23 protein-coding genes are annotated in these 25,378 nt (G+C 66.5%); 17 read left to right on the top strand and 6 right to left on the bottom strand.

The features are described 5' to 3' along the window. Positions 1–7: 7 nt before the first annotated feature. Genes EDF58_RS14980 through EDF58_RS14945 form a run of 8 tightly spaced genes read left to right on the top strand, consistent with a single transcriptional unit; the run spans position 8 to position 7,568 of the window. On the top strand, positions 8–991 hold the full coding sequence (locus EDF58_RS14980) for a PDR/VanB family oxidoreductase (protein WP_132266996.1): 984 nt from the start codon (positions 8–10) through the stop codon (positions 989–991). 13 nt (positions 992–1,004) lie between these two features. After that, on the top strand, positions 1,005–2,096 hold the full coding sequence (locus EDF58_RS14975; RefSeq protein WP_132266994.1) for an aromatic ring-hydroxylating dioxygenase subunit alpha: 1,092 nt from the start codon (positions 1,005–1,007) through the stop codon (positions 2,094–2,096). Positions 2,097–2,106: 10 nt separating this feature from the next. Further along, positions 2,107–2,985 carry a gallate dioxygenase gene (locus EDF58_RS14970; protein ID WP_132266993.1) on the top strand — a complete coding sequence of 293 codons (879 nt, stop codon included), beginning with the start codon at positions 2,107–2,109 and terminating at the stop codon, positions 2,983–2,985. Continuing rightward, positions 2,985–3,347 (top strand): protocatechuate 3,4-dioxygenase, encoded by a 363-nt coding sequence (locus tag EDF58_RS14965; protein WP_132266991.1) that lies wholly within the window; start codon positions 2,985–2,987, stop codon positions 3,345–3,347. The genes EDF58_RS14970 and EDF58_RS14965 overlap by 1 nt, the downstream gene beginning before the upstream one ends. 22 nt (positions 3,348–3,369) lie before the next feature. Beyond that, positions 3,370–4,422 (top strand): aromatic ring-hydroxylating dioxygenase subunit alpha, encoded by a 1,053-nt coding sequence (locus tag EDF58_RS14960; RefSeq protein ID WP_132266989.1) that lies wholly within the window; start codon positions 3,370–3,372, stop codon positions 4,420–4,422. Continuing rightward, positions 4,419–5,441, top strand: coding sequence for a PDR/VanB family oxidoreductase (locus EDF58_RS14955; protein ID WP_132266988.1), 1,023 nt, complete (start codon positions 4,419–4,421; stop codon positions 5,439–5,441). Before EDF58_RS14960 ends, EDF58_RS14955 begins: the two co-directional genes overlap by 4 nt. Continuing rightward, entirely contained in the window at positions 5,438–6,622 is a 1,185-nt protein-coding gene (fdhA, locus tag EDF58_RS14950; protein WP_132266986.1) for a formaldehyde dehydrogenase, glutathione-independent, read from the top strand. Before EDF58_RS14955 ends, fdhA begins: the two co-directional genes overlap by 4 nt. Before the next feature lies 1 nt (position 6,623). Continuing rightward, positions 6,624–7,568 carry a LysR substrate-binding domain-containing protein gene (locus tag EDF58_RS14945; protein WP_165921430.1) on the top strand — a complete coding sequence of 315 codons (945 nt, stop codon included), beginning with the start codon at positions 6,624–6,626 and terminating at the stop codon, positions 7,566–7,568. Between the two features lie 7 nt (positions 7,569–7,575). Here EDF58_RS14945 and EDF58_RS14940 read toward each other — a convergent pair whose 3' ends face one another. Continuing rightward, positions 7,576–9,216: an alginate export family protein gene (locus EDF58_RS14940; protein ID WP_165921429.1), complete on the bottom strand. Its 1,641-nt coding sequence runs from the start codon at positions 9,214–9,216 to the stop codon at positions 7,576–7,578. Positions 9,217–9,576: 360 nt separating this feature from the next. On the opposite strand from EDF58_RS14940, the gene EDF58_RS14935 reads away from it, so the two are divergent. Next, positions 9,577–10,302, top strand: a complete 726-nt coding sequence (locus EDF58_RS14935) for an alpha/beta hydrolase (protein WP_207912997.1) — start codon at positions 9,577–9,579, stop codon at positions 10,300–10,302. After that, on the top strand, positions 10,299–10,745 hold the full coding sequence (locus tag EDF58_RS14930) for a nuclear transport factor 2 family protein (RefSeq protein ID WP_132266981.1): 447 nt from the start codon (positions 10,299–10,301) through the stop codon (positions 10,743–10,745). Before EDF58_RS14935 ends, EDF58_RS14930 begins: the two co-directional genes overlap by 4 nt. Before the next feature lie 77 nt (positions 10,746–10,822). On the opposite strand, the gene EDF58_RS14925 is transcribed toward EDF58_RS14930, so the two are convergent. The 3 genes from EDF58_RS14925 to EDF58_RS14915 all read right to left on the bottom strand — a co-directional run bounded on the left by EDF58_RS14925 (position 10,823) and on the right by EDF58_RS14915 (position 16,026). Beyond that, complete coding sequence (locus EDF58_RS14925) at positions 10,823–13,585, bottom strand: TonB-dependent receptor (RefSeq protein ID WP_132266979.1); 2,763 nt, start codon at positions 13,583–13,585, stop codon at positions 10,823–10,825. Between the two features lie 79 nt (positions 13,586–13,664). Further along, positions 13,665–14,852 carry a MaoC family dehydratase N-terminal domain-containing protein gene (locus EDF58_RS14920; RefSeq protein ID WP_243654273.1) on the bottom strand — a complete coding sequence of 396 codons (1,188 nt, stop codon included), beginning with the start codon at positions 14,850–14,852 and terminating at the stop codon, positions 13,665–13,667. Positions 14,853–14,943: 91 nt separating this feature from the next. Next, entirely contained in the window at positions 14,944–16,026 is a 1,083-nt protein-coding gene (locus EDF58_RS14915; RefSeq protein ID WP_165921428.1) for an AraC family transcriptional regulator ligand-binding domain-containing protein, read from the bottom strand. 251 nt (positions 16,027–16,277) lie between these two features. On the opposite strand from EDF58_RS14915, the gene EDF58_RS14910 reads away from it, so the two are divergent. From EDF58_RS14910 to EDF58_RS14880, 7 genes are read left to right on the top strand one after another with little or no spacing between them, the layout of a single operon-like run. Then, positions 16,278–18,617, top strand: coding sequence for a TonB-dependent receptor (locus EDF58_RS14910; RefSeq protein ID WP_243654272.1), 2,340 nt, complete (start codon positions 16,278–16,280; stop codon positions 18,615–18,617). Positions 18,618–18,622: 5 nt separating this feature from the next. Continuing rightward, complete coding sequence (locus EDF58_RS14905) at positions 18,623–19,624, top strand: NAD(P)-dependent alcohol dehydrogenase (RefSeq protein WP_243654288.1); 1,002 nt, start codon at positions 18,623–18,625, stop codon at positions 19,622–19,624. Between the two features lie 36 nt (positions 19,625–19,660). After that, entirely contained in the window at positions 19,661–20,191 is a 531-nt protein-coding gene (locus tag EDF58_RS14900; protein ID WP_132266973.1) for a nuclear transport factor 2 family protein, read from the top strand. Next, a complete protein-coding gene (locus tag EDF58_RS14895; protein ID WP_132266971.1) occupies positions 20,188–21,084 on the top strand; it encodes an SDR family NAD(P)-dependent oxidoreductase in 897 nt (298 codons plus the stop codon). The genes EDF58_RS14900 and EDF58_RS14895 overlap by 4 nt, the downstream gene beginning before the upstream one ends. Continuing rightward, on the top strand, positions 21,074–21,640 hold the full coding sequence (locus EDF58_RS14890; RefSeq protein WP_132266970.1) for a nuclear transport factor 2 family protein: 567 nt from the start codon (positions 21,074–21,076) through the stop codon (positions 21,638–21,640). Before EDF58_RS14895 ends, EDF58_RS14890 begins: the two co-directional genes overlap by 11 nt. Before the next feature lie 5 nt (positions 21,641–21,645). Continuing rightward, positions 21,646–22,533 carry an SDR family NAD(P)-dependent oxidoreductase gene (locus EDF58_RS14885; RefSeq protein ID WP_132266968.1) on the top strand — a complete coding sequence of 296 codons (888 nt, stop codon included), beginning with the start codon at positions 21,646–21,648 and terminating at the stop codon, positions 22,531–22,533. Next, entirely contained in the window at positions 22,530–23,453 is a 924-nt protein-coding gene (locus EDF58_RS14880; protein ID WP_132266967.1) for an SDR family NAD(P)-dependent oxidoreductase, read from the top strand. Before EDF58_RS14885 ends, EDF58_RS14880 begins: the two co-directional genes overlap by 4 nt. A 43-nt stretch (positions 23,454–23,496) precedes the next feature. Here the strand turns inward: EDF58_RS14880 and EDF58_RS14875 are convergent, their stop codons facing one another. Further along, positions 23,497–24,501 (bottom strand): aldo/keto reductase, encoded by a 1,005-nt coding sequence (locus tag EDF58_RS14875; protein WP_132266965.1) that lies wholly within the window; start codon positions 24,499–24,501, stop codon positions 23,497–23,499. Positions 24,502–24,503: 2 nt separating this feature from the next. Next, positions 24,504–25,343, bottom strand: coding sequence for an amidohydrolase family protein (locus tag EDF58_RS14870; RefSeq protein ID WP_243654271.1), 840 nt, complete (start codon positions 25,341–25,343; stop codon positions 24,504–24,506). Positions 25,344–25,378: the final 35 nt, after the last annotated feature.

The following is a 25,378-nucleotide window of genomic DNA, read 5'->3' as shown; positions in this document are numbered from 1 at the left end:
GAGGCCGGTGCACGGGCAATTGATCGACATGGTGGTGGCAGGCGTGCGCCAGCTCACGCCGCGCATCCGGGAGTACGTCCTGGCTTCGGCAGACGGTTCTCCGCTGCCTCGCGGGGCGCCGGGTGCGCATGTGGAACTGCACACGCATTCCGATCTCAGCGGGCCGATCGTGCGGCACTATTCGCTTGTCGGCGGGCAGGGGCTCGCGGACGATCGGGCCGATCATTACCGGATCGCCGTCCAGCGCGAGGATCGCCAGCGTGGGTCGGCGCATATCCACGATACTTTCGCCCCGGGAACGCGGCTCAAGGTCTCACGGCCCAAGAACAACTTCCCGCTCGACTTGCGCGACCGGCGCAGTCTTCTGATCGCCGGCGGCATCGGCATCACGCCCATCTACGCGATGCTGCGAAGCGTGGTGCGGCGAGGGCGGCCCTTCGCATTCGTCTATGCCGGCCGCACGCAGGACCAGCTTGCCTATGCCGCCGAAGCGATGGAACTGGCAGGTGCCGCGGGCAGGCTGCACGTCAGCGGCGATCCTGCGACCGACCACCTCGATATGGCCGCACTGCTCGCCGCCCAGAGCGACGACACCACGGTCTACGTCTGCGGTCCCCTGCTGATGATCGAGGCCGTCCACGCCGCCGCGCGGACCCTGGGCTGGCCCGATGCGCGCGTGCGTTCGGAGCGGTTCACCGCCGGTCCCGCTCCCGACGATGCGCCTTTCGCCGTCGAACTGCGGCGCACCGGCCGCACTGTCGAGGTCGGCCGCGATACCAGCATCCTCGACGCCCTGACCGCCTCCGGCGTCGATGTCCTCTCGGATTGCCGCCGCGGGGAATGCGGATTGTGCCCGCTCCCCGTCCTGGAAGGGGGAGAGCGGATCAGCCACCGCGACAGCTATCTTTCCGACGAGGAACGCGCCGCCGGGGACACGCTGTGCATCTGTGTGTCGCGCCTGCCGGGCGGCACCCTCGTACTCGACGCCTGACCGGAGTCCCAACATGAACCAGATGACCGCTATTCCCGCCGCCTCTCCGCTGGAAATGGGCCGCTTTGCCGACCAGAACACGCCGCTCGTGCGCAATTGCTGGTATGTCGCCGGCTTCGCGGACGAGATCAGCCGCGACATCATCAGTCGCAGGCTGCTGGGCGTGGACGTCGCGCTTTACCGGACCTTGGCGGGAGAGCCGGTGGCGGTGCGCAACCGCTGCCCGCACCGTTCCTTCCCGCTCGCCAAGGGGCGGCTGGAGGGCGACGTGCTCGTCTGCGGCTATCACGGCATGCAGTTCGATCCTTCGGGGCGCTGCCTGGCCATGCCCTCGATGCCGATCGTGCCGACCAATGCCAATGTCGCCGCTTTCCCCACCGCGGAGCGCGGCCCGCTGGTGTGGATCTGGATGGGCGACCCCGACCATGCGGACGAGGCGCTGATCCCGGATACGTCCTGGCTGGCAAGTCCCGAGTGGAAAAGCGTGCGCGGGGCCTATCACATCCAGTCGGACTATGTGGCGATGCACGAGAACCTGCTCGACCAGACGCATTTTCCGTTCCTTCATCCCGGCACCGTGGGCACGCCGGAGTTCGCGCGGTCCAAGCTGGACGTGCGGCTGGAGGGCGATGTCGTCGTCATCTACCGCGCGCTCAGGGACGCGCCGCCGCCCGGCATCTACGGCGTGCCGATGGGACTGATGGACAAGCGCGTCGATCGCTTCTCGGAAGCGCGGTACGTCTCCCCGGCGCTCCACACCGCCTATGCCAGCGTCACGGACAACGCGGACGCTTCGGGCGCGCCGAAGAAGTACCGCTTCAACATCACTCATCTCATCACGCCGGAAACCCAGACTTCGCTCCACTACTGGTGGTTCAATTCGCGCGACCGGAAGCTGGAGGACGAGCATGCGGACGAGTTCCTGCGCACGGCATCCGAGAAGGCGTACCTGGAAGACGTGGATGCGCTGGAATGGATCGCGCAGACTGTCGCGCAGGATGCCGAACCCCAGTTCGACCTGAATTTCGCCCCCGACAAGCCCGGCCTGCTGATGCGCCGCTCGATCTTCGAGCGTGCCGAGGCCGAGCAGGCCCGCGGGCTCTGAGGAGACAGACATGGCCAGAATAATCGGCGGTATCGGCACGTCGCACGTACCCACCATCGGCGTCGCTTACGACAAGGGGCGACAGGAGGACCCGGTCTGGGCCCCGCTGTTCGAGGGCTACAAGCCCGTCGCGAAATGGCTGGCCGAGAAGCAGCCCGACGTGCTGCTGTTCTTCTACAACGACCACGCGACCACGCTGTTCTTCGACCTCTACCCGACGTTCGCATTGGGTGTGGGCGAGCGCTTCCCGATTGCCGACGAAGGCGCGGGCCTTCGGGGCCTTCCGGATATCCGGGGGGACGTGGACTTCCAGGCGCATATCGGCGAAGCGCTGGTGAACGAGGAATTCGACCTGGCGTTCTTCCAGAACAAGCCGATCGACCATGGCATCGCCTCGCCCCTGCCGCTGCTCTGGCCGCATGAGCCGGACTGGCCCGGCACCGTCGTGCCCATCGCCATCAACGTCCTGCAATATCCCTTGCCCACGGCCCGTCGCTGCTACCGGCTGGGGCAGGCGGTGCGCCGCGCGGTGGAAAGTTACCCTGAGGATCTGAAGGTCGTCGTCGTCGGCACCGGCGGCCTTTCGCACCAGATCCACGGCGAGCGCACGGGCTTCAACAATACCGAGTGGGATCTCGATTTCCTTGAAACCCTGCGTGACGAACCCGAGCGGCTGACTCAGCTTACCCATGCGGATTACGTGCGGCTGGGCGGCGCGGAAAGCGTCGAGCAGATCATGTGGCTGGCGATGCGCGGCGCGCTCGGCGCTTCGCTGGAGGAGATGCACCGCAACTACTACCTCATGACCACCACGGCGATGACCGTCGTCACTTACGAGGAACGCGAGACTGCGGCGGCGGCGCAGCAACGCGAGCAGGAGGTCGCCTGATGTTCACGCAGAACCCGCAGACCGTGGCAATGCCCGAGGGCACTTACGTCTTCGACTTGCGCACCTGCAATCGCCGCCTCGCGTTCAATCGTTTCTTCTGGAACATGATCCGGCCCGAGGCGCGCCAGGCCTTCTGGGACGACGAGGAAGCGGCGATGCGCGCGGCGGGTCTCGACGACGAGGAGATGGCGCTGGTGCGCGCGCGCGACTGGCTGGGCATCGTGCAGGCCGGCGTCAACTTCTTCGTCCTCGAAAAGTGGGCCCGCGTCGTCAGGAAAACCAATCTGGAAGTCTACGCGATCATGCGCGGCGAGAGCTTCGAGGAATTCATGCAGACCCGCGCCGTGCCGCACGCACGGTGAAGCGGGGCTTGGGAGAAAAACCATGACAACACAGACATTTCCGATGAACGCCTGGTATGTCGCCGCGTGGGACGCGGAAGTTGGGCGCAGCCTGCTGTCGCGCACGATCTGCAACCGCAAGATGGTGCTCTATCGCCGGCAGGACGGCACGCCGGTGGCGCTGGAGGATGCCTGCTGGCACCGCCTGGTGCCGCTCTCGATCGGCACGCTCCAGGGTGACGATGTCCGCTGCGGCTATCATGGGCTGGTGTTCGGCCCCAACGGGCGCTGCACGCACATGCCCTCGCAGGAAACGATCAACCCCTCCGCCTGCGTGCGCGCATTCCCGGTGGCGCAGCGCCATCGCTTCGTCTGGGTCTGGCCGGGCGATGCCGCACTGGCCGACCCGGCGCTCATCCCCGACCTGCCGTGGCCGGACCACCCGGATTGGGCGGGCGACGGCAGCATGACCGAGGTGAAGGCCGACTACCGCCTGGTGATCGACAACCTCATGGACTTGACTCACGAGACGTTCGTCCATTCCTCCAGCATCGGCAACGAGGCGCTCGCCGAGGCGCCGTTCGATGCCTATCACGGCGAACGCACCGCGCGCGTCGAACGCTGGGTGCTGGACGAGGAGGCGCCGCCGTTCTGGGCGGGGCAGCTCGGCAAGCCCGGCAAGACCGATCGCTGGCAGGTCATCAACTTCCTGGCGCCTTCGGTGATCTATCTGGAAGTGGGCGTGGCGCCCGCCGGAACCGGCGCGCCGGAGGGCGATCGCTCGCAAGGCGTGGACATGCGGGTGCTGCATCTGCCCACCCCCTCGACCGACAAGACCTGCTATTATTTCTGGGCCCATCTCCGGAACTACAACATAGGCGATCAGGGCCATACGCGCCGCGTCCTCAATGCAGGCGGCGGCATCATGCTGGAAGACGAGACGGTGATCGAAGCGCAGCAGCGCGCCATCGACGAGCATCCGGATTACGTCTTCTACAACCTCAACATCGATGCGGGCTCGATGTGGGCGCGCCGCGCCATCGACCGCATGATCGCGGCAGAGAATGCGCCGGTCCTGGCGGAGGCTGCGGAATGAGCGGCGAGATTCCCGCCGGCTGGCAATCGGGCCGCGTGACCTCCATTCGCGATGTCACGCCGACCATTCGAGAGTTCGGCATCGACCTCGATCGCGCCGCCGCCTGCCCGCCCGGCAGTCACGTCAAGGTGCAGGTCGATGTCGGCGGCAGGATCGACCAGCGGTCCTATTCGGTCGTCGGCCAGGAGGGTTCCACCTTGCGCATCGCCGTGAAGCGCCAGCCGGAGAGCCGGGGCGGCTCGGCCTATATGTGGCGCCTCCAGCCCGGTGACTCCCTGGCCGTCGCGCCGCCGCGTTGCGATTTTCCGCTCATGCATGGCGCCCCGCACTACCTGCTCGTGGCCGGGGGCGTGGGGATCACGCCGATGGTGGCGATGGCCGCGCAGCTCGCCGCGCGCGGAGCAGGCCTGCGCATGGTCTATGCGGCGCGCTCGGCCGACGAGTTCGCCTATGGCGAGGAACTGGCCGGGTTCCTGGGTGATCGGCTGAGCCTTTTCGCGTCCGATCGCGGCGAGCAGATCGACATCGCGGACGAGATCCGCCGCCTGCCCGCGGACGGCGAACTCTACATGTGCGGGCCGCTGGGACTCATGGAAGCAGTACGCAGCGCCTGGGAAGAAGCCGGTCGTCCGCGCGCCGGGCTGCGCTACGAGACGTTCGGATCGAGCGGCAGCCACGCGGCTCAGGCATTCACCGTGAAGGTCCCGCGCCTTGGCGCAGAAGTGCTGGTCCGCGAGAACGAATCCATGCTGGATGCGCTTGAAGCGGCAGGCGTCGAGGTCGTTTTCGAGTGCAGACGCGGAGAATGCGGCCTTTGCGCGGTCGATATCGTCGAGGCGGAAGGCGAGATGGATCACCGCGACGTCTTCTTCTCTTCGCGCCAGCACCGCGAAAACCGCCAGATGTGCGCCTGTGTCTCGCGCGTGGCGGGAGGCAGCGTGACGATCGAACCGGCCTGGCGAGGCGACGATGCCTTCGCTTTCGGCGGACCTGAACTTTCCATGGGAGAACCTGCATGAGCAGCAATCGCGGCGTCGTCTATCTGGAACCCGGCAAAGTGGAGGTCCGGGACATCCCCGACCCCAAGTTCGAGGATCCGCGCGGCCGGAAGATCGATCACGCGGTCATCCTCAAGATCGTGACCACCAACATTTGCGGATCCGACCAGCACATGGTGCGCGGCCGGACGACCGCTCCGGCGGGTCTGGTGCTGGGTCACGAGATCACCGGCGAAGTCATCGAGAAGGGGGCCGATGTCGAGATGCTCGACGTGGGCGATCTGGTCTCGGTGCCGTTCAACGTCGCCTGCGGTCGCTGCCGCACCTGCCGCCACGGCGACACCGGCGTGTGCCTGACCGTGAACGACGGCCGTGCCGGCGGGGCTTACGGCTATGTGGACATGGGCGGCTGGATCGGCGGACAGGCGCGCTACGTCATGGTGCCCTATGCCGACTTCAACTTGCTCAAGTTTCCCGACCGCGACCGGGCCATGGCGAAGATCCGCGACCTGACGATGCTGACGGACATCCTGCCCACCGGCTTCCACGGCGCGCTCAACGCGGGCGTGGGCGTCGGTTCGACCGTCTATGTGGCAGGGGCAGGGCCGGTGGGCCTCGCGGCAGCGGCTTCCGCCCGCCTGCTGGGTGCGGCCGTGGTGATGATCGGCGATTTCAACCCGGATCGCCTGGCCCATGCCAGGAAGGTCGGTTTCGAGCCGATCGATCTCTCCAGCCACGATCGGCTGGGCGACCTGGTGGAGCAGGTAATCGGCGTGCCCGAAGTGGACAGCGCCATCGACGCCGTCGGCTTCGAGGCGGTCGGCCACGGCGGCAAGGAGCAGCCTGCCATCGTGCTCAACCAGATGATGGAAGTGACCCGCGCGGCCGGTTCCATCGGTATTCCGGGGCTTTACGTCACCGAAGACCCCGGCGCGCACGAGGCGCAGGCGAAGACCGGCAATCTCAGCCTGCGATTGGGGCTGGGCTGGGCGAAGTCGCACAGCTTCCACACCGGGCAGACGCCGGTGTTGAAATACAACCGGCAGTTGATGATGGCGCTGCTGCACGATCGTCTGCCCATCGCGGACATCGTCAACGCACAGGTGATCTCGCTGGAGGATGCCCCCAAGGGCTACGAGACTTTCGACAAGGGCGCCGCCGCCAAGTTCGTCATCGATCCCAATGGCATGGTGGCATCCTGACTTGGCGCACTATCTCGAACAAAGACTGAAGATCCGCCATCTGCGGGTGATCGACGCGCTGGAGCAGCACAAGAGCCTGCTCCGCGCGTCGCGTGCGTTGCGGGTCAGCCAGCCCGCCCTGTCGCGCACCTTGCAGGAGGTCGAGGAGATCATCGGGGCCGAAATATTCGAGCGCCATCCTCGCGGCGTGCGCCCCAATGCCACGGGTGCGGTCCTCACCGCGGGCGCGCGCAAGCTGCTGACCACCATTCGCGAGCTGGAAGGGCAGCTGGACCGGCTATCGGACGGCCAGCGGCGAACCATCCGCGTCGGCGCGCTTCCGGTGGCCGCGCATGGCCTGCTGCCTGCCGTTCTGGCCAATGCCGGCGAACAGGCCGCCCGCCTGACGATCTCCGTCATCGAGGGCAAGACCGACCAGATGATCCCGGCGCTGCTGTCAGGCGAAATCGATGTCATCGTCGGCCGCCTCTATCCCCCGTCGCAGCCTGACGATCTGGTCCGCCGGGTGCTTTACGACGAACCGATCTCGCTGGTGGCCCGCAGCGACCATCCGCTTTTCGCGCTTCCCTCCGTCAGCGCCGCGGACGTGCAGCGCTATACGCTGGTGCTGCCTTCGGTCAGCACGCTGATGGAACGCGACGTGCGCGAGATACTGGAACAGCTTCGGCTGGATACCGATGCGGCCGTGCAATCGACATCGGTGGGCTTCATGCGCGAACTGCTGCTTTCGGGCACGTTCGTCAGTGCCGTGCCGCGAGTCCTGGTCGCGGGCGACCTCGCGCGCGACACGATGCGCATCCTGCCGGTGGCAGTGCCGTCAGCCCCGCGCCCGGCCGGCATCATCCACCGCGGACCGCTGGGCGAGGCTGGAAAGCTGCTGCTGGCCGAACTGCAACGCGAAGTTGCCCGGCTGGAGGAAAGCGACATCGTCGAAAGCGTGGCCTGACCCGACATCAGAAGCGGAAATCGGCCCAGAAGCCGAAGTAGTCCGAACTGCGTCCGCCGCCGGACTGCAACGAATCGCTGGCGATGAAGTGCGTGAAATAGGCGTGGAAGCTGAGGTTCTTCGTCGCCAGATAATCGGCCTGGAGGTTCAGCCCGGTGCCCACGAAGCGGCCGCCGTCCGTCGGGCGCAGAAGCGGAAAGTTGGTCGGTCCGGCATAGACCGCGTCGGCCGCCGTGGCCCGCCAGAACAGCTCCGGTCCGCCGACCAGCGTGAGCTTTTTGCTCGGCTTGAGCGTCAGCGTGGGCGTCACGTCGATCAGGTTGGACATGTTGAGCCATCCCGCATCGCTGTAGAGCGGCGTGCGCGGGAAAGGCGGCGCGAACGTGCCGATCTTGCCGTCGTTCGGATCGTCATCGCCGCTGAACCAGTTGAACCGGCCGCCGAGGCGCGGTTTCATCGGAAGATCGGCAAAAGTGTAGCCGCCCTCCAGCAGCATGCCCCAGGCCTGGATCTTCTGCCCGGCGAAGCTGCCGGTCTGATAGGCTCCTTCGGCGTCCCAGTCGAAGCCGTTGGCGCGTCCGGACAGGCGCAGGCCCCAGCTTCGGCGGCTTTCGGTTCCGGTCAGCGTGGTGTAGCGGGCATTCTCGCGGTAGAGATCGTACCAGTAGACATCGACCGCCAGGTTGGGCGCCAGCAGCCCCGGCGCGGTGGCTACGTATACGCCGTTGAAGTGGCGCCCATTCTCCGGGCCGTCGTCGAACATGCCGGGTTCGAACGTCACCGGCTTGACCGCGAAGGCGTCGACCCGGACCTTCCCTTCCTCGATCAAGGTGCCGCGAATGCCCTGATAGACGTAGCGCACGTTCACGCCGTCTCGCAGGCCGACGAGTTTGCCATTGCCGATCGGCATTTCGAAACGCCCCGGACGCAGCGTGAGCTTGGTGGTGTCGCCGAGCGGCAGCGTCACGTCGATGAAGGCCTGGTTGATGTCCAGCTTGTCGCGGTTGGGCGGCGTGGCGAATGTCTCGAAGAATTCGCGGTTATCGCCCAGTTCGAGGAAAGCGCGCACGTTGCGGCCCAGGTGCAGGTCGGCCACCAGGCGAAGGCGCTGCTGCAGGGCGGAGAGCTTGTCCTTGCCCTTGGCGCCGAGGTTGAGCGCGCTCCAGTACGTATAGTTGTAGCGGGCCTCGCCGCCGATCGAGAGATAGACCTCGGGATCGTCGCCCAGCGGCAGATAGCGCAGCGCTTCCAGCGGAGAAGTGCGCTTGGCGGGATTGGCCAGGCAGGTCCAGTCCTCGGTCCAGCGCAGGCTCTGCGGGGTGCAGGGCTTTGCCGTCCGCCCGCCCGGTACCGGCTCCGGGATAGGCGGCGAGGCGGGCGGCGGAACCGGTGGCGGGGCGCCGATCTCCACGGGGGGAAGGGGGCGCATGGCGCGTTCCTGCGCAGCGGCGGCGGTCACGATCACCGGCACGGGGACAGGCGTGAGGACAGGCGGGGCACCCGGCGCAGAGGGGACTGCAGAGGCGGGCTCGGCGGAAGATACATCGCGGTTCGGCGCCTCGCCGCCGGCCTGCTGCGCCAAGGCGGGCTGGGCCAGCGCCAGCAGGGCGCAGGCAGCCGTCATCTCTGGGAAAAGCCCAAGGGCCATTCGGGAATCCTCGTCTATCGGAAGGGTATGTCGGTGCAGGAACATGCCCGGCGCTTTCCCCGCCACGATGCAGGGGAGGGCGGGCACGAAGGGCCTGGCTAACGCAGTGCGGCTGTCATGGTGCATCCTCTTCCGCCTGCTGTGCAGGTCGCTTCTATCTTCGCGGCTCCGATGGAACCGATGGGCAGAGGTTACGCATCGATCCGGCCATAGGGCGTATGCTTTCCGCCGAGGCCGCTATCACCAATTGCGATAGCGGCGACATGCCGGAAGCGCATAACGTGGCGCGGCAATTGAATAGGACCGGATCGTCCCGCAGTGCTCTACCCGGTGGGACAACCCGGCAACCAGCGAGCGCTTGTGCGACAGACGATCATCCTGCTTCCCGGCCTGTTGTGCGATGCCTGCGTGTGGGAACATCAGGTGGAGCACCTCGGCCGATCCTACGAGGTTCAAGTGCCCGACTTGCGGCATTTCGACAGTATCGCGGCCATGGCGCGCCATGTGCTGGAGCAAGCGCCCGCGCGCTTCTCGCTGGCCGGCCATTCGATGGGCGCGCGGGTCGCGCTGGAAACGGTGCGGATGGCGCCGGACAGGGTCGAGCGACTGGCGCTGCTGGACACCGGCATTCATCCCGTCCGCCCGGGCGAGGCCGAGCGGCGTCAGGCGCTGATCGAGCTTGGCGAGCGCGAAGGCATGGAGGCCCTGGCAAACGTCTGGCTCCCGCCCATGGTGCGCAAGGGCCGCCTCAATGCCGATCCGGAACTGAACGCGCGTCTTCATGCGATGGTGCACCGGATGGGCGCGGCGGTCCATCGCGGCCATATCGCCGCGCTGCTGGGACGGCCCGACGCGGTGGCCGCCCTTGCCGCAGTGCGCTGCCCGGTGCTGATCGGCGTCGGCAGCGAGGATGCGTGGAGCCCGCCCGCCCAGCATGAGGAGATCCTCGCGTCGCTGCCGGGCTCGCTCTACGCGGTGTTCGATGGCAGCGGCCACATGGCGCCGATGGAAGCGCCCGAAGCCGTGACCGCGGCGCTGGAACGATGGATGGGATTGCCCCTGGACAAGGAAGCGGGAACCGCATGACACGCGAGGTTCAAGATATTTCAAACGCTTCGGAGATACCCGGCGCTGCCGGGAGCCTGGCGATCGAGCAGGCCGTCGTGCGCCAGATCCATCGCTTTGCCCAGGCGAACGACGCGCACGATCACGATGCCCTGGCTGCCATGTTCACGCAGGACGGCACGTTCGCTCGGCCGACGGCACCCGGCGCCCCGGTCTGCGGACGCGAGGCCATACGCGCCTTCTTTCGCGACCGCCCGGCGCGGCGCACCCGCCACGTCATGGCCAACACCGTCGTCGACGTGCTCGGCGTGTCGCGCGCCCGTGCGCGCAGCTATGTCGTGCTCTATAGCGGCGAGCGCGGCGAGACCGTTCTGGTGGGTGACTTCGATGACGAACTGCACCTGGAGCCGGACGGCGTCTGGCGCTTTGTCAGCAGACGCGGATCGCTGGCATTCGCGGAGTGACGGCGCCCCGGCCCAGGTCTTGACGGTTCGGAGCGGCACCGTCCGAGCGCCCTGGCCCGGACGGTGCGCCCTGCGGATCAGAACTTCTTGCTGACGCCGAACTGGACGATGCGGCCGATGCTGAAGCCCGTCCCTTGGGTAGTGTCGAAACCGAGGCTCGCGGCCGAGCGGAACTCGGAAGGCGAAACGTCGAACAGGTTCTGGACATTCAGCGTGAACGACAGGTCGCTGGCCCAGGCGGACTTCGCTTTGACGTCGTACTTGAAGAACAGGTTGATCGTGTCGAAGGCCGAAACCTTGGTCTGGCCGAATTCCACAAGGCCGCGCTTGTAACCGGACGTGTGGTTCCAGATCACTTGCGCGCGCAGCCCGCCAACTCTGGTGCCCAGGGTGCCCTGGATGCGGAACACCGGGGTGTTGAAGGCAAGATCGTCGGACAGCGGCAGCGAGGGCAGGGCACGCGATTCCTGCGAAAGACGGTAGTTGCCGTTCACGCTCGCATCGAACGAGGCAAACCTGGTGTCGAGCACGTAGTTCGCGGAAAAGTCGATCCCGTCCAGCGTGGCGGTGCCCAGGTTGCGCGAACGCGTGTCGAGCGCCACCAGCACCGGTGAACTGGTGCCGCCCGAAGTAATGAGCGCCTGGCCCGTGGAGGTCGGGTTGGCCACGGTGAAGTTGAAATTGGCCGGATCGAACTGCGTGAGATAGGCCGCCAGTTCCTGGCCGCTGGGCCGCACCGAATAGAGCTGCGGGAAATTGGCGTAGTAGTCGCTGAGGTCGGCGCCGGTGACGGGCCTTCCGATCGTTCCCTTCAGGTCGATGTTGTAATAGCTGACATTCAGCGTCAGCCCCGACAGGAACGGCGGTTCGATCTGGGCTCCGATCGACCAGTTGGTGGCCTTCTGCGGCTGAAGGCCCGGCGCGGTGCCCGAAACGAACAGCCCGATTTCACCCGGAGCCGCAGTCACGCCGGGGGGCGTGCGCAGGAATGCAGCCGGCACCGTCGCCACCGCGGAGGCCAGGACGCCGAGCTGGTCGACCGGGGAAGGCGCCGTGAACGACTTGCCCCAGTTGCCGCGGATCGCGATCCATTCGACCGGGCGCAGGGTGGCGGCGAGCTTCGGATTGAAGGTGTCGCCGAAGTCGCTGTACTTGTCGTAGCGGCCGGATGCGGAAAGGGTCAGCTCGTTGATGAAGGACATCGCGTTTTCATCGCCGACGATCGGGATCGACAGTTCTCCGAATACCGAATCCACTTTCTGGATATACGTGGCCGGGTTCTGGAGCGCATAAGTGGACGCATTCGTGGTGCGGCGGGTGAAATTGTCCTGCATGTGCTCGTAGCCCGCGGCCGCGCGCAGCATGCCGCCCGGCAGTGCGAAGAGCGGTCCATTGACGATGGCCCGGTAGTCGTAGAACTCATTCCGTCCGCTGCCGCTGGCATAGCGCAGCAACCCGGATGCCACGCCGGGCGCGGTGGCGCCGACGTCGTAGGGATTGAGAGTGCGCGCCGCGAGCGCGGCAGACTGGGCGGCCGCGCTGATCTGGGCGTTGTTGAAGGACGTCGTGGCGATTCCGTAGCTGAACAGGCCGCTGAATTCCCAGTCCGAGCCAAGCTCCACCGAGACGGAAGGGGCAATGCGCCAGGTTTCCAGATCGGTCTGCTGGGTGGCGGATCGGGTTCCGAAGAGCGGGCTGTAATCGAACCTGACCACTTGCGGCAGCCCGGCATTGGCGTCGGCGGTCGGGCGGTAGAACGGCGAGGCGGCCGTCAGCGTGGCCTGCCCTGCCGCACCCGTGCCCAGGGCGCCGGTGCCCAGGGTTCCGTTGACCTGGCTGATCGCGCGATTGGCGTAGAGCGCGGTCATGTCGAATTTCACGCCGCCGGAAAGCCGCTGGTTGAGCCGGGCGAACACGGTATGCAGTGTCGAAGTCGGATAGATGGCGACCGGATCCGAGAAATCGCAGACATTGGGCCCGCCCGCGACGAGGCCCGATCCGGAAGGCACATAAGCGGTGGTGCCGATGGTCGCGTTGGGCGCGGCGCAGTTGCGGCCGGTGGGGATGTCGGTGTTCCAGTCGACCTGCTTCACCCAGTCCCGATCCGCGCCGTAGACGCTGTCGTGATGGGAGTAGCCGTAGGCGACGTAGAAACCGCCCGAGCCCCAGTCCTTGCCCGCCAGCGCGCTGGCCTCGATCGACTGGTAGTCCTCGCCGATGCCATAGCGGGCATCGGCCTGGATGCCGTCGAACCGGTCGCGTGTGACGAAGTTGATGACGCCGCCGATCGCGTCCGAGCCATATACCGCCGAGCCGCCATCGGTCATGGCCTCGACGCGCGCGATCACGCCGGGCGCGATGATGTCGGGATCCACCGCGACCTGCTGGATGCCGGCACCGACGACACGCTGGCCGTCGAACAGGACCAGCGTCTGGGCGCCGCCGCTGGTGTTGGCGCCGGGCAGGTTGCGCAAGTTGGGACGGTTGATCGGGTTCGACCCGTTGGAGCCGGGCTGCTGCGATATGCCGGCGGGCAAGGCATTGAAGAAGTTGCCGACTTGCGGAATGGTGCTGAGCACCTGGCTGGTCGAGGCCGCGCCGGTGGCCGCGATCTGGTCGGTATCGACATTGATGACGTTGTTGCCGGCCGGAGCGATGCCGCGAATGAGCGTGCCGATCACGACGATCGGTTCGCTGGTCACCTGGTCTGCCAGCGGCTGTTCGGGCGCCGGAGCTGGTGCCTGGGTTTTGGTCTGGGCCATCGCTGCGGCGGGTAGCAGCGCGATGGTTGCCGCTCCCAGTGCCAGCCGGGTCGCCGAACGCGTGTAGATGTTTGCCATTTCCTGTTTCCTCCCCTGGAAAAATGTTTGGAATCCGTCTTCAAATCCGTCTCGTCAGCTTTGATCTGATCGAGACGATTCAGAGTGGCAGTTGCACCTCGTTGACCGAAGTCACCACGACCTTCCCGTCCTGATTGGTCATGCGGACCTCGATGCGCACGACGGGGAAACCCCACTCGGAATTCTCGATCTTCTCGATCACCTCACCCTCGATCCAGGTTACGTCGCCTTCGAAGGCGGGGCCCCGGAACTCGCTCTTGGCGTGGCGGACCATGCCGTCGTGGCCGGCCCAGAAGGCCAGGTAATCGGTGTTCCAGGCGGCCATCGTGGCGCCGTAGCCATAGGCACGGTGCATGCCGATCTCGCTGGCGCGGCCGTCGTCGATATGGCCGCGCGAGGGGCCGAGGTAGAGGCCGTCGCGCAGGCGCGGGTCGACAAGGGCGCCTTCCTCGTCGAACGAGAAGCCCTCGATCCAGCCCATGTCCTGATTGACCCAGCAATCGGGCACGCCTTCGATGCCCTGCCAGTAGAAGCTGCCCCAGATGTTGAACACGAAGGCGCGGTATTCGGTGGTGAAGCTGGCGATCGAGTGAGGGCCGATGACGCGGCGCGGAAGCTTGTCGCCCACCGCGACCGCCTCGAACCGGGGGGAGACACCGTCGCGGTTGGACAGGAACCAATCGCGCCGCGCCTGGTCGATCCCGGCAAGTTCGGCCTGGGTCCACTTGTGCGGGGTGCCGGCGGTGGAGGCGTACATTCCCCGCTTTTCCGCTTCCTTGGCAAGATAGCGGATGACCGTGGGGCAGGACTTGGCAATGAGATCGCCGCGCTGGTTGCGGTGGATCGTATCGCCGCGCTGGAACAGGGTGGGGCCGGCGAAGCGGGTGTCGGTCAGCTTGTACCCCGTGAAGATGCGCTCGTGGGAAATCCGGTCTCCGGGGCGCACGTTGGTGCCGTACCACCACCATTCCTCGCCGCCGAAGATCATGTGCTGGCCTTCGATGCGTCCGACGCAGGCCTGATTGTTGCCATGGCCGTAGTCGAGCGCCACCAGCATCGATTGCGGCGCAATGAGATCGCCGAACTTGCTCTGCTGGGCGAAGCGCTGGTCCCAGTGTAGCGGGTTCACGTAGTCCATCGCCATGACCCAGCGGCGGATATCAGTCTTGTTGCAGGGCTCCCAAAGCTCGCCGCCGCCGACCTGATGGCCCAGCCGCCATTCGACGTCGCTGATGTCCATGATCGCGTCTTCTGCCGTTTCAGCCAAAGGTGCATCCTCCGTTCGTTATGCAAAGGAGAGATGCTGCACCGGCCCGGATCAGACTTGTCGTATCCGGACAATCATGGCCCGGCCGGATTTACAGTCTGGCCAGAGCGCTTTCCCGCAAGGCGCGCGCCCGCAAGTCGCGGGGGCTGGAACCCAGCATCTGCTGCGAGAAATGGGACAGGGCGGATTGCTCGGCAAAGCCCAGCCGGCGTGAAATGACCTGCAATTCGACGTCTGTTCGCCCGATGTAATAGGCCAGGTAATCGCAGCGGACCTGGTCCTTGATCCGCTGGAAACTCGTCCCTTCATCGTGGAGGCGCCGGTTCATCGTGCGGGGGTGAAGCGCCAGCAACCGCGCGACGCGTTCGCTGGTGCATTCGTTGGTGCTGAGCCACTGCATGACGATTCCGCGCACCCGCGCGCTCACCGAGGGACGGACATCCCGGAAGGTCGAGCGCAAGTGGGCGATGGCTTCGGTGCGGGCGTGGGCATCCGCGTCATGGATGGGGAAGGCCATGTCGGCGGCGCGGAAGGCTATGCCGTCCTCGGTGCGGCAGAAACGCACCTCGCAGCCGAAATAGCGGCGGTAGCTGCGCAGTGTCGCCAGGTTGCCGTGCCGGAAATGCACGTCCCTCGCCCGCGCCCGGCCTCCGGTGAGCACCATGGCGCCGAGGTGGCCCAGCAACATGAGTTGCTCCACGGCCTGACAGCGGCCCAGCAGGGTGCCGACCAGCACGTCGTGCCCCAGGAAGACATGGGCGCCGGAAGCCGTCGCGGCTTTCCAGACCCGGGCAGCAAGCGAGTGGGCATTGTTGTGGACCACCGCCAGCGTCGTGGCTTCGCCGAAAGTGCGGGCATGGGCCATGAGCGTCCCGAGCCGGCCGTAGACGCCGCGGCCGCCCTGCCGCAGGGCGAGCCGCATGCCGAAGTCGGCCGCACCCAGTTCCCGCGCGGCGCGGTCCACCAGGGCCATCCACTGCTCGTAAGAGGCGGCGCCTTCCCGTTCGCAGTCGGCTTCGTCGAGCCCGGATTCGGCCAGCATGATCTGCGGCTGGCCGCCCAGTTCGCGGACGAGTTCGGGAAAGTGGCGCAGCAGGCGCGCGCCCAGCAGATGGCCGCCGGCTTCGCTGTTCGAAGCCCTGCCGCCCTGAGGAGCCGGGTGCCTTGCTTCCATTTCCATCCGCAAACCTCGAACGATGGGGGACACGCCTTTCAGGCATGCTTTCTCCGCGCGTTTCGATCAAGCGTTCGCGTGCCTCCACCGCTTTTCATCGCCTGGCCGAAGTCGGAACGCGCGCCGGACGGATTGTCCCGATCCAGCAAGTCGGGCGCGGGAATGCCCGGCAAGGCTCTGGCGTCCGGCCGGAGTCGGCTGCGGGGGTGCCAGATCCGATCACGGGGTCAGGCGCAACAGGGGAGAGTGTCATGGCTGAAGCGCGTTTCGCGGGCGCTGCATCGTTTTATGGATTGATGGCGGCATTGCTGATGTTTCCGCAAGTCGGACATGCGCAGGATCAGGCCGCGTCGCAGCCGGCAGCCGCCTCCTCCGAGATCATCGTCACCGCGCAGCGCCGCGCCGAACAGTCGCGCGACGTGCCGATCAGCGTCACCTCGCTGGGGGCGGAGCAGTTGGCGACTGCCAATGTCCAGCAGCTTTCCGATACCGCGCGGGTAACGCCGGGCCTGCGTTTCGACAGCCAGGGACCGGCGGTGCAGCCCACCATTCGCGGCGTCGGCACGGCCATAACCACTTCGGGCGGCGGTCCCAATGTCGGCATCTATGTGGATGGGTTCTTCCAGGCCAATACCTACATGTCGGACTTCGACCTGCTCAACGTTCGCAATATCCAGGTGCTGAAGGGACCGCAGGGCACGCTGTTCGGCCGCAACACCACGGGCGGCGCGATCCTGGTGACCACGGCCGATCCCAGCACGGATACCGGCGCGGAGGCCAAGGTCAGCTATGGCCGCTTCAATGCGCTGAAAGCGCAAGCCTATGCCACCTTCGGCATCAGCGACCGCGTCGCGATCGACGTGGAGGGGCTCTATCGCCGCGGCGACGGCTATTTCACCGACCTTGCCACCGATGACGATGATATCGGCAAGTACGAAAACTGGTCGCTGCGCGTGGGCATGAAGGCCGATCTGACCGACGACGTCTCGCTGCTGCTGCGCTGGGTCCATGCGGAAACCGACGATCCGACCACCCAGCTGGTGAATGCCTATGTCGACAAGAGCGGCGGCGCGGGCTTCCTCGACAAGGTTTCGCCCGCCGCTCAGGCTATCTACGGGGCGTCCAGCTCCCAGGGGCTGCCGCTGGTCTATTTCTATGCGCCCTCATCGACTTATGCCACCAAGCCGGGGCAAGTCCTGCTCAACACCCCGGTCGATTTCCGCACCAATTCGGACGCGCTTCAGGCAACGCTGAAGGCCGATCTGGGCCTTGCGGAGTTCACCTCCTACACCCAGTACCGCAAGGATCTGTCGCCCTATCACGGCGATCTGGACGCGACGGCGCTGCCGTTCTTCAACATCTACGTTGGCGTGAATGACGAGACCTGGAGCCAGGAATTCCTCGTCAATTCGAAGGCGGGATCGCCATTGCAGTGGACGGCGGGCCTCAATTACTTCCAGATCCGCGACACCTGGGACATCGGCGCCAGCTTCGGCGGATCGCCCTATGGCCCGTTCGGCGGATCGAGCACGACGACCAAGTCCTACGCCGCATTCCTGGACGCGACATATGCGGTGAGCGACCAGCTGTTCTTCACGCTGGGCGGCCGGTACAGCCATGACACGGTGGGCGATGCCTACTTCGTCACCAACGCGACGACCACGTCCTACATCGGGCCGGACGGTCTGCCGGTGCCCTATTCGGGCGGCGCGGGCGTGCGCGTCCCGGTCAACAGGCTGAAAAACGACAGCTTCACGCCGCGCGTGGTGGTCCGTTACAAGCCCAGCGAGGAATCGAGCCTCTACGCATCGTGGACGCGGGGCTACAAGGCGGGCATCCTGAACGTCGGCGGCTATTCGCAGCAGCCGGTGAAGCCCGAGAAGATCGATGCTTTCGAAGTGGGCTTCAAGTACGACGATCGCCGCTTCTCCGCCGATCTTGCAGGCTTCTATTACGATTACAAGAACCTGCAGGTTTCCAGCTATCAGAATGGCGCGGCGCAGATCCGCAATGCCGCGTCCTCGGAAATCTACGGGCTGGAGGCGCAGCTTCGCTACAAGGTCAGCGATGCGTTCTCGCTGCTGGGCGGTGCGGCCTGGACTCATGCGCGGTACAAGTCCTTCACCAACGCGCCCTATTACAGCTATTGCGATCCGGCGATTGCGGACCTGAGCAATGCGATGGCCTGCATCCCCACCGCTCTGGGCGGTTTCGGACCGGGCGCGATCACGCAGACCTCCACCGATGCCTCCGGCTACAAGATGCAGCGCGCGCCCGATTTCACCGGCAATATCGGTGCCAGCTATCGCCTCGATCTGGCGGGCGGCGGGCTGACGCTGTCGGGCAATCTCTACTACACCTCCAGCTTCTATTTCGATCCCGAGCAGCAGTTCAAGCAGAAGGGCTACGAAGTGCTGGCGCTGCGGGCGGAGTGGACCGACCCGTCGGAGCGCTACACCGTGGCGGTGTTCGGCGATAACGTCACCAACACGCGCTATCGCACGCAGGTGCTGTTCAATACGCTGGGGACGGGTTCGGTCTGGAACGCGCCGGTGACCTACGGCATCCAGCTGGGCGCGAAGTTCCGGTGAAGGCCATGCGCCTTGCGCCCGCCAGCGGCGAACGGCAGCTCGAACTGGTGGAGATGCCGGCAGCGGAGGCTCTGAGGCCGGGCGAGATACGCGTCCGCGTGCACGGCGCATCGCTGAACTTTCGCGACGGGCTGGTGATCGGGGGCATGTTTCCCTCGCCGCCGGGGCTGATCCCGTTGTCCGACTGCGCGGGCGAAGTGGTGGAAGTCGCTGCGGGCGTGACGCAGTTTGCCCTGGGCGACCGGGTGATCAGCACTTTCCACCCCAATTGGCGCGACGGCCATGTCGACCGCGCCGAACTCGACAATGCGCCGGGCGGTCCCGCGAATGGCTTCGCTTGCGAGGAAGCGGTGCGTCCAGCCTCGCACTTCACGCGCGCGCCGGGCAATCTCTCGCTGGTGGAAGCTGCATGTCTGCCCTGCGCGGCCGTGACGGCATGGCGCGCAGTAATCACGGACGGGCGCGTCAGCCCGGGACAGCATGTGCTGGTGCAGGGCACCGGCGGCGTTTCGCTGTTCGCGCTGCAATTCGCCAGGGCGGCGGGTGCCACCGTCATCGCCATCGGCTCGACCCCGGAGAAGCAGGAGCGCCTGCGCGAACTGGGTGCGGACCATGTGATAGACCGCATCGCCACGCCGGACTGGGGAGACGCCGTGTTGGAACTGACCGGCGGTCTCGGCGTCGAGCACGTGATCGAGGTGGGCGGACCGAACACGCTGGCGCAAAGCTTCAAGGCGGCGCGGACCGGCGGCCATATCGCGATCATCGGCGCGGTGGCCGGGTTCGACGTCGATACGATGCCCTTCGCCGCGGTCCAGGCCAAGCGCCTCTGCCTTCAGGCGGTGACGGTCGGCAGCCACCGCGACCAGATCGAGATGGTTCGCGCGATCGAGGCGCATGATATTCATCCGGTGATCGACCGGGTGTTCCCGCTTCACGCCCTGGAAGACGCCGTTGCGCACATGCGTTCGGGCCAGCAGGTGGGCAAGATCTGCATCGAAATTTGAACGAATTCGGGCTGACACCGAAAACGGAGAGGACCAATGACGCCAGACATCCAGACCCTGCTCGACCGCGAGGCGATCCGCGATTGCGTCGCCCGCCTTGCGCGCGGTGAGGACCGGCGCAGCGCGGACCTGATCCGCTCCTGCTGGTGGCCGGAGGCGCGGTTCGATTACGGCGTCTATGCCGGTGATTTCGACGCCTATCTGGCCTGGGTCGTGCCCGGCGCCGATGCCATAAAGGATACGCAGCACCTGATCGGCCAGTCGGAGATCGAACTGGACGGCGATAGCGCGCGCGTCGAAAGCCACGTCTTCTCCTACCACCGCGTCGACATGGGGGAGGGAGATCGCGATACCTGCATCGGCGGTCGCTACCTCGACACGTTCGAGAAGCGCGACGGGCAATGGCGTATCGCTGATCGAGTTATGCTCTACGATTGGGAGCAGGACTGGGGCGCGGCGGCCGATTGGTCGAAGGGGGTGATGGGCTATCCCTTCACCGCCGAGCATTTCCCCGGCCGCGCCAAGGGCGACTTCAGCGAACGCTGGTTCGCCGGAGAAACGGCATGAGCGCGCCGCTGGCCGGCAAAGTCGCGCTGGTCACCGGCGCCAGCCGCGGCATCGGCAAAGGCATTGCGCTGGTCCTGGCCGAGCAGGGCGCGACCGTCTACGTCACCGGGCGCACCGTGCGGGAGGGGGATTACTACCTGCCCGGCACCGTCGGCGGAACGGCGGCCGAATGCGACGCGCGCGGCAAGGAGAGCGGGGGACGCGGTATCGCGGTTGCCTGCGATCATGGCGACGATGCCGCCGTGGCCGCGCTGTTCGAGCGGATAGCCGCCGAGCAGGGACGACTCGACATCCTCGTCAACAATGCCTTCACGCTCTCGGACGATCTGTTGGAGCCCAAGGCCTTCTGGGAAAAACCGCTCTCCAACCTGGAGATGTGGGACGTGGGCGTGCGCTCCAACTACGTCGCGGCCTGGCACGCTGCCAGGATCATGGCGCCGCAGAAATCGGGGCTGATCGTGGCGATTTCCGGCTTCGCGGCCGTCACTTACACGTACAGCGTCATCTTCGGCACGTCCAAGTCGGCGGTGGACCGCATGGCGCGCGACATGGCGATCGAACTGGAACCGCACGGCGTCGCCTCGCTGACGCTCTGGCAGGGCTTGACCTTGACCGAGAAGGCGCAGGACAATCTAGCCAGGATGGGCGACAAGATGACCGCCTCGATCACCCAGATGCACGGCAGCAGCGTGGAGCATCCGGGCCGGGTGATCGCCGCGCTGGCCGCCGATCCCGCTGTGATGAAGCGCTCCGGCGGAGAGTTCGTCACGGCCGAACTCGCGCAGGAATACGGCCTGACCGACGTGGACGGCCAAGTGATCCAATCCGCCCGCGCCTCGCGCGGTTCGCCCCTATGGAAGCCCATTGCGGAGGTAGACTACCGTGGCAAGTGACACCCCCCGAGACCGCGCGGCGCGGTTGGACGAACTGCTGGACAAGCAGGACATTCGCGAATGCCTGACCCGCTTTTCGCGCGGGATGGACCGGTTCGACCGGGACATATACCTCTCGGCGTTCTGGGACGATGCGACGATGGCGGCCGGGCCTTTCGTGGGGTCGGCGGCGGATTGCTGGGACTGGGCGGTGCCGATGCACGAGGCCGGGCAGATCCTCACCCATCACGCGCTGCTCCAGACCACCATCGATCTCGACGGCGACACCGCCCATACCGAAACCTATTATCAGTTCGTCGGTCGCAATCGCGGCGAGCTGCTGTGGATCGCAGGCGGCCGTTACATCGACCGGCTGGAGCGGCGGGGAGATGTCTGGCGGATCGCGCTGCGCACCAATGTCATCGAATGGGGTTCCATGCCGCCGCCTATGGCCGTCCCCTTCTCGGACGTTCCGGGCATCGCGCTGAACGGCGTGTCCAGTCGCGACAAGGACGATCCGTCCTACCAGCGGCCGCTCGTCAATCGCCGCGCGCCCAGCAATCCGGCAAGGAAGTGAGCGAGGTGGGCCGGATCTCCGACGGACTTGTCGGGAAAGTCGCGGTCGTGACCGGGGCCACGCGGGGAATCGGCAAGGGCATCGCCTGCGCGCTCGCGGAGCATGGCGCGACCGTCTACGTCACGGGCAGGACGACGGGCGCGGGCCAGAACCCCTTGCCGGGAACGCTTGCGGAAACGGTGGCGGAGGTGGAGGCACGCGGCGGCAAGGGCGTGGCCGTCGCGCTCGATCTCAAGGACGACGCGCAGATCGCCGCACTGTTCGCGCAAGTGCGCCGGGACGAAGGGCGGCTCGATATCCTCGCCAACAATGCCATGGCCATTCCGGAGGCCATGACCCGCCGCGACGGGTTCTGGGAAAAGCCGCTGGATGCGTGGGAAATCTGGGATACCGGCATGCGTGCCGCCTATATTGCCGCCTGGCATGCGGCGCGGATCATGGTGCCGCAGGGTTCCGGCCTGATCGCCGCGCTCTCCGGCTATGTCGGCGTGACGTATACCTACGATGTCGTGTTCGGCACCACCAAGACCGCCACGGACCGGATGATGCGCGACATGGGGCACGAGCTGCGCGATACCGGCGTCAGTGCCGTCTCGCTCTGGCAGGGCTTCACGTATACCGAGCGGGCGAGGGAAAACCTGAAGACGGTGCCCGGCATGGCCGGCCAGCTCAACAGCGCGGTCGGCTCCTCGCCCGAGTTCCCGGGGCGGGTGATCGCCGCGCTGGCAATGGACCCGCAGGTTCGGGCGCGGTCGGGCGGGACGTTCATCAATGCCGAACTCGCCGCCGAATATGGCGTGACGGACAAGGACGGCCGCACGATCCCCTCGCTGCGCGAAACGCGCGGGGCGCCGCTGTGGAGCGCCGGCGAAACCACCTGGAGCAAGCCATGAGCGAACGCCGTTTCGATGGAAAAGTGGCCGTCATCACCGGCGGCGCGCGCGGGTTGGGCCGTGCCTATGCCGAACTGCTGGGCGGGCTGGGCGCGCGGATCGTGGTCGCCGACAACGGCAGCGCGCTCTCGGGCTCCGGATCGGATGCCGGCCCGGCCGAAGAGGCGGCACAGGCCCTTCGCGCTGCGGGGTGCGAGGCCGTGGCCTGCACCGAGAGCGTGGCCACGGAACCGGGCGGCAAAGCCATTGTCGAGGCCGCGCTGGATGCCTTCGGGCGGGTCGACGTGGTGATCCACAATGCGGGCAACAACCGCTTCGCGATGCTCGACGAGATCAGCTACGACGATTTCCGCAGCGTGGTGGACGTGCACTTGCTGGGTGCTTTCCACGTCGTGCGCCCGGCTTTCGAGCGCATGGTGAAGCAGGGCTACGGCCGGGTGGTGCTCACAGGGTCGATCGGTGGGCTCTATTCTATGCCGAGCGTGGTCAACTACGCCGTGTCCAAATCCGGCATGATCGGGCTGAACAACATCGTCGCCATCGAGGGCGCGGCGCACGGGGTGAAATCGAACATCATCCTGCCGGGCGCGGTGACGCGCATGGCCGAAGGGCTGGATACCTCGCAATATCCCGCGATGGGCCCGGAACTGGTCGCCCCGGTGGTGGGCTGGCTGGCGCATGAAAGCTGTTCGGTGACGGGCGAGATGTACGTCTCGATGGGTGGCCGCGTGGCCCGCGCCTTCATCGCCGAGACCGAGGGCGTTTACCGGCCAGACTGGACCATCGACCGCGTGGCGGCGGAAATCGGCGAGATCCGCGACATGTCCCGCCAGTGGACCTTCCACCCCGCCGAGGACGGTTTTTCCGAGCATATGGCGCGCAGTTTCGAATTGGTGCGCCGAGGCGTGGAGGCGGGCTAGGCGTTCGGTTCCATCGTTTGACGGCCGTGCGGAAAGGTTCGGCTCAGGCGGGTTGAGGCGCGCGGCTGTCGACCAGCCCGGCTTGGGCAAGGGCGCTCCAGAAGCTCTCGGGGATCGGCGTGGACATCAACGCCAGCGCGGCACCCAGTTCGGCCTTCGTGGCGATGCCGGGAATCACGGCCTCCACGATCGGATGCCGTACCGGAAACTGCAATGCCGCCGCCGCCAGCGGAATGCCGAATTCGGCGCACAAGTCTTCGATGCGGCCCACCCGCGCGATGATATCGGCAGAGGGCGCGCCATATTCGTAAGGCGCGGGCAGGCCATTCCGCACCCCGCGCGCGAGAATGCCGGAGTTGAAGGGCGCCCCGGCGACGATGCGCACTCCGCGCGCGGCGCATAAGGGAAACAGGCGATCGAGCGGCGATTGCTCCAGCAGGGTATAGCGCCCGGCCAGCAGGATGACGTCGAGATCGGCGTGGTCCAGGACTTCCTCGCAGACCGCCGTTTCGTTCACGCCGAGGCCGATCGCGACCACCGCGCCGCCGTCGCGCAGTTCCTGCATGGCGCGCAGGCCTCCGCCCAGGAACTGCCGCATCCTTTCGGCATGGTCGGCGCCATGGGCATAGCTGCCGATGTCGTGTGCCAGCAGGATGTCCACGCGATCGCGTCGCAGGCGTTTCAGGCTGGCCTCGTGCGAGCGCAGGACGGCGTCGTAGCCGTAGTCGAACACGCTTTCGAAAGGCTCGGGCGAGACGAAACCCTGACGTAGGGCGGTGAGATCGGCAAGGGGGGCCGGATCCAGGCGGCGGCCGACTTTCGTGGAGATGACGGCTTCGCCGGCCGGGTCCAGCGTGGCCAGCGCTTCGCCTAGCCGTTTTTCGCTCAGCCCGAAGCCGTAGTGCGGCGCAGTGTCGAAATAGCGCAGGCCCGCCGCCCAGGCAGCCTCGATCACCGCGAAGGCCTCCGCGTCGGGGACCGGGCGATAGAGGTTGCCGATCGCGGCCGAGCCGAAGCTCAGCGGTGCCGGGAACGATTGCGTCGCCATGCTTACTCCAGTCCGTAGAATTGACGTGCCGCGCCTTCGAACAGGCGTTGCCGGTCGGCCGCGCCAAGATCGCCCACCAGCATCAGGGTATCGTCGATCCAGTCGGCATAGCTGTCGCCCATGTGCAGGAGCACGGGCCAGTCGCTGCCCCACATGGTGCGCGCGCCGAAGCATTCGAACACATGCGCGGCATAAGGCGCCAGCGCGGCGGCGTCCTGCCCCTTTGCCTGCTGCGTGCGCAGACCCGAAAGTTTGCACCACACGTTCGGCAGCCGGGCGAGGGCGGCAAGGTCCGCGCGCCAGGGGTCCATGGCAAGGGCGGCCGCGCCGGGCTTGCCGGCGTGGTCTATGACGATGGGAATCTGCGGCCAGGCCTCTGCGAAGCGGGCGAGGGCGGGCAAGTGCCGCGGCTCGACGAGGGCATCGAAGCGCAGGCCCTGCTCGGCCATGGCCTTGATTGCGGGGTGCAGTTCGTGTCGCAGGAGCCATTCGCTGTCGGCCATGGCCTGGAGCATCGGGCGCAGGCCCACGCATTTGGGGCGCCCGGCCAGCGCGGCGATGCGCTCCGGCGCGCAGGGCGCGTCAAGCGCGGCCCAGGCGACGATGCCCAGCACCATGGGCTGTTCGGCGGCAAGGGCGAAGAGCCAGTCCGTATCGCGGTCGTCGGGCTGGGACTGGACGAGCACCGTGCCCGCAAGATCGACACCCGTGGTGGCCGCGGCCAGGTCGGGCGGAAGGAAATCGCGGTTCAACAGTGGCCAGTCGGCATCGGGCCAGCTACATTCCGGCGCGGAAATGCGCCAGAAGTGCTGATGCGAATCGAGAATGCGCGGACGCGTCACCGGCGCCGCCCCGGATAGGGCCGACGGCGCGCCGC

Origin of the sequence: Novosphingobium sp. PhB57, assembly GCF_004342985.1 — a bacterium.
Taxonomy (GTDB): Bacteria; Pseudomonadota; Alphaproteobacteria; order Sphingomonadales; family Sphingomonadaceae; genus Novosphingobium.
This window is presented reverse-complemented; position numbering and strand designations above follow the sequence as displayed.

What these genes read in the sequence shown, in the direction of transcription:
- EDF58_RS14965 (WP_132266991.1), top strand. Translation starts at nt 2,985, where the DNA reads ATGTTCACGCAGAACCCGCAGACCGTGGCAATGCCCGAGGGCACTTAC.
- EDF58_RS14970 (WP_132266993.1), top strand. Translation starts at nt 2,107, where the DNA reads ATGGCCAGAATAATCGGCGGTATCGGCACGTCGCACGTACCCACCATC.
- EDF58_RS14875 (WP_132266965.1), bottom strand. Translation starts at nt 24,501, where the DNA reads ATGGCGACGCAATCGTTCCCGGCACCGCTGAGCTTCGGCTCGGCCGCG.
- EDF58_RS14900 (WP_132266973.1), top strand. Translation starts at nt 19,661, where the DNA reads ATGACGCCAGACATCCAGACCCTGCTCGACCGCGAGGCGATCCGCGAT.
- EDF58_RS14895 (WP_132266971.1), top strand. Translation starts at nt 20,188, where the DNA reads ATGAGCGCGCCGCTGGCCGGCAAAGTCGCGCTGGTCACCGGCGCCAGC.
- EDF58_RS14955 (WP_132266988.1), top strand. Translation starts at nt 4,419, where the DNA reads ATGAGCGGCGAGATTCCCGCCGGCTGGCAATCGGGCCGCGTGACCTCC.
- EDF58_RS14915 (WP_165921428.1), bottom strand. Translation starts at nt 16,026, where the DNA reads ATGGAAGCAAGGCACCCGGCTCCTCAGGGCGGCAGGGCTTCGAACAGC.
- EDF58_RS14925 (WP_132266979.1), bottom strand. Translation starts at nt 13,585, where the DNA reads ATGGCAAACATCTACACGCGTTCGGCGACCCGGCTGGCACTGGGAGCG.
- EDF58_RS14880 (WP_132266967.1), top strand. Translation starts at nt 22,530, where the DNA reads ATGAGCGAACGCCGTTTCGATGGAAAAGTGGCCGTCATCACCGGCGGC.
- EDF58_RS14910 (WP_243654272.1), top strand. Translation starts at nt 16,278, where the DNA reads ATGGCTGAAGCGCGTTTCGCGGGCGCTGCATCGTTTTATGGATTGATG.
- fdhA (WP_132266986.1), top strand. Translation starts at nt 5,438, where the DNA reads ATGAGCAGCAATCGCGGCGTCGTCTATCTGGAACCCGGCAAAGTGGAG.
- EDF58_RS14930 (WP_132266981.1), top strand. Translation starts at nt 10,299, where the DNA reads ATGACACGCGAGGTTCAAGATATTTCAAACGCTTCGGAGATACCCGGC.
- EDF58_RS14940 (WP_165921429.1), bottom strand. Translation starts at nt 9,216, where the DNA reads ATGGCCCTTGGGCTTTTCCCAGAGATGACGGCTGCCTGCGCCCTGCTG.
- EDF58_RS14960 (WP_132266989.1), top strand. Translation starts at nt 3,370, where the DNA reads ATGACAACACAGACATTTCCGATGAACGCCTGGTATGTCGCCGCGTGG.
- EDF58_RS14975 (WP_132266994.1), top strand. Translation starts at nt 1,005, where the DNA reads ATGAACCAGATGACCGCTATTCCCGCCGCCTCTCCGCTGGAAATGGGC.
- EDF58_RS14905 (WP_243654288.1), top strand. Translation starts at nt 18,623, where the DNA reads ATGCGCCTTGCGCCCGCCAGCGGCGAACGGCAGCTCGAACTGGTGGAG.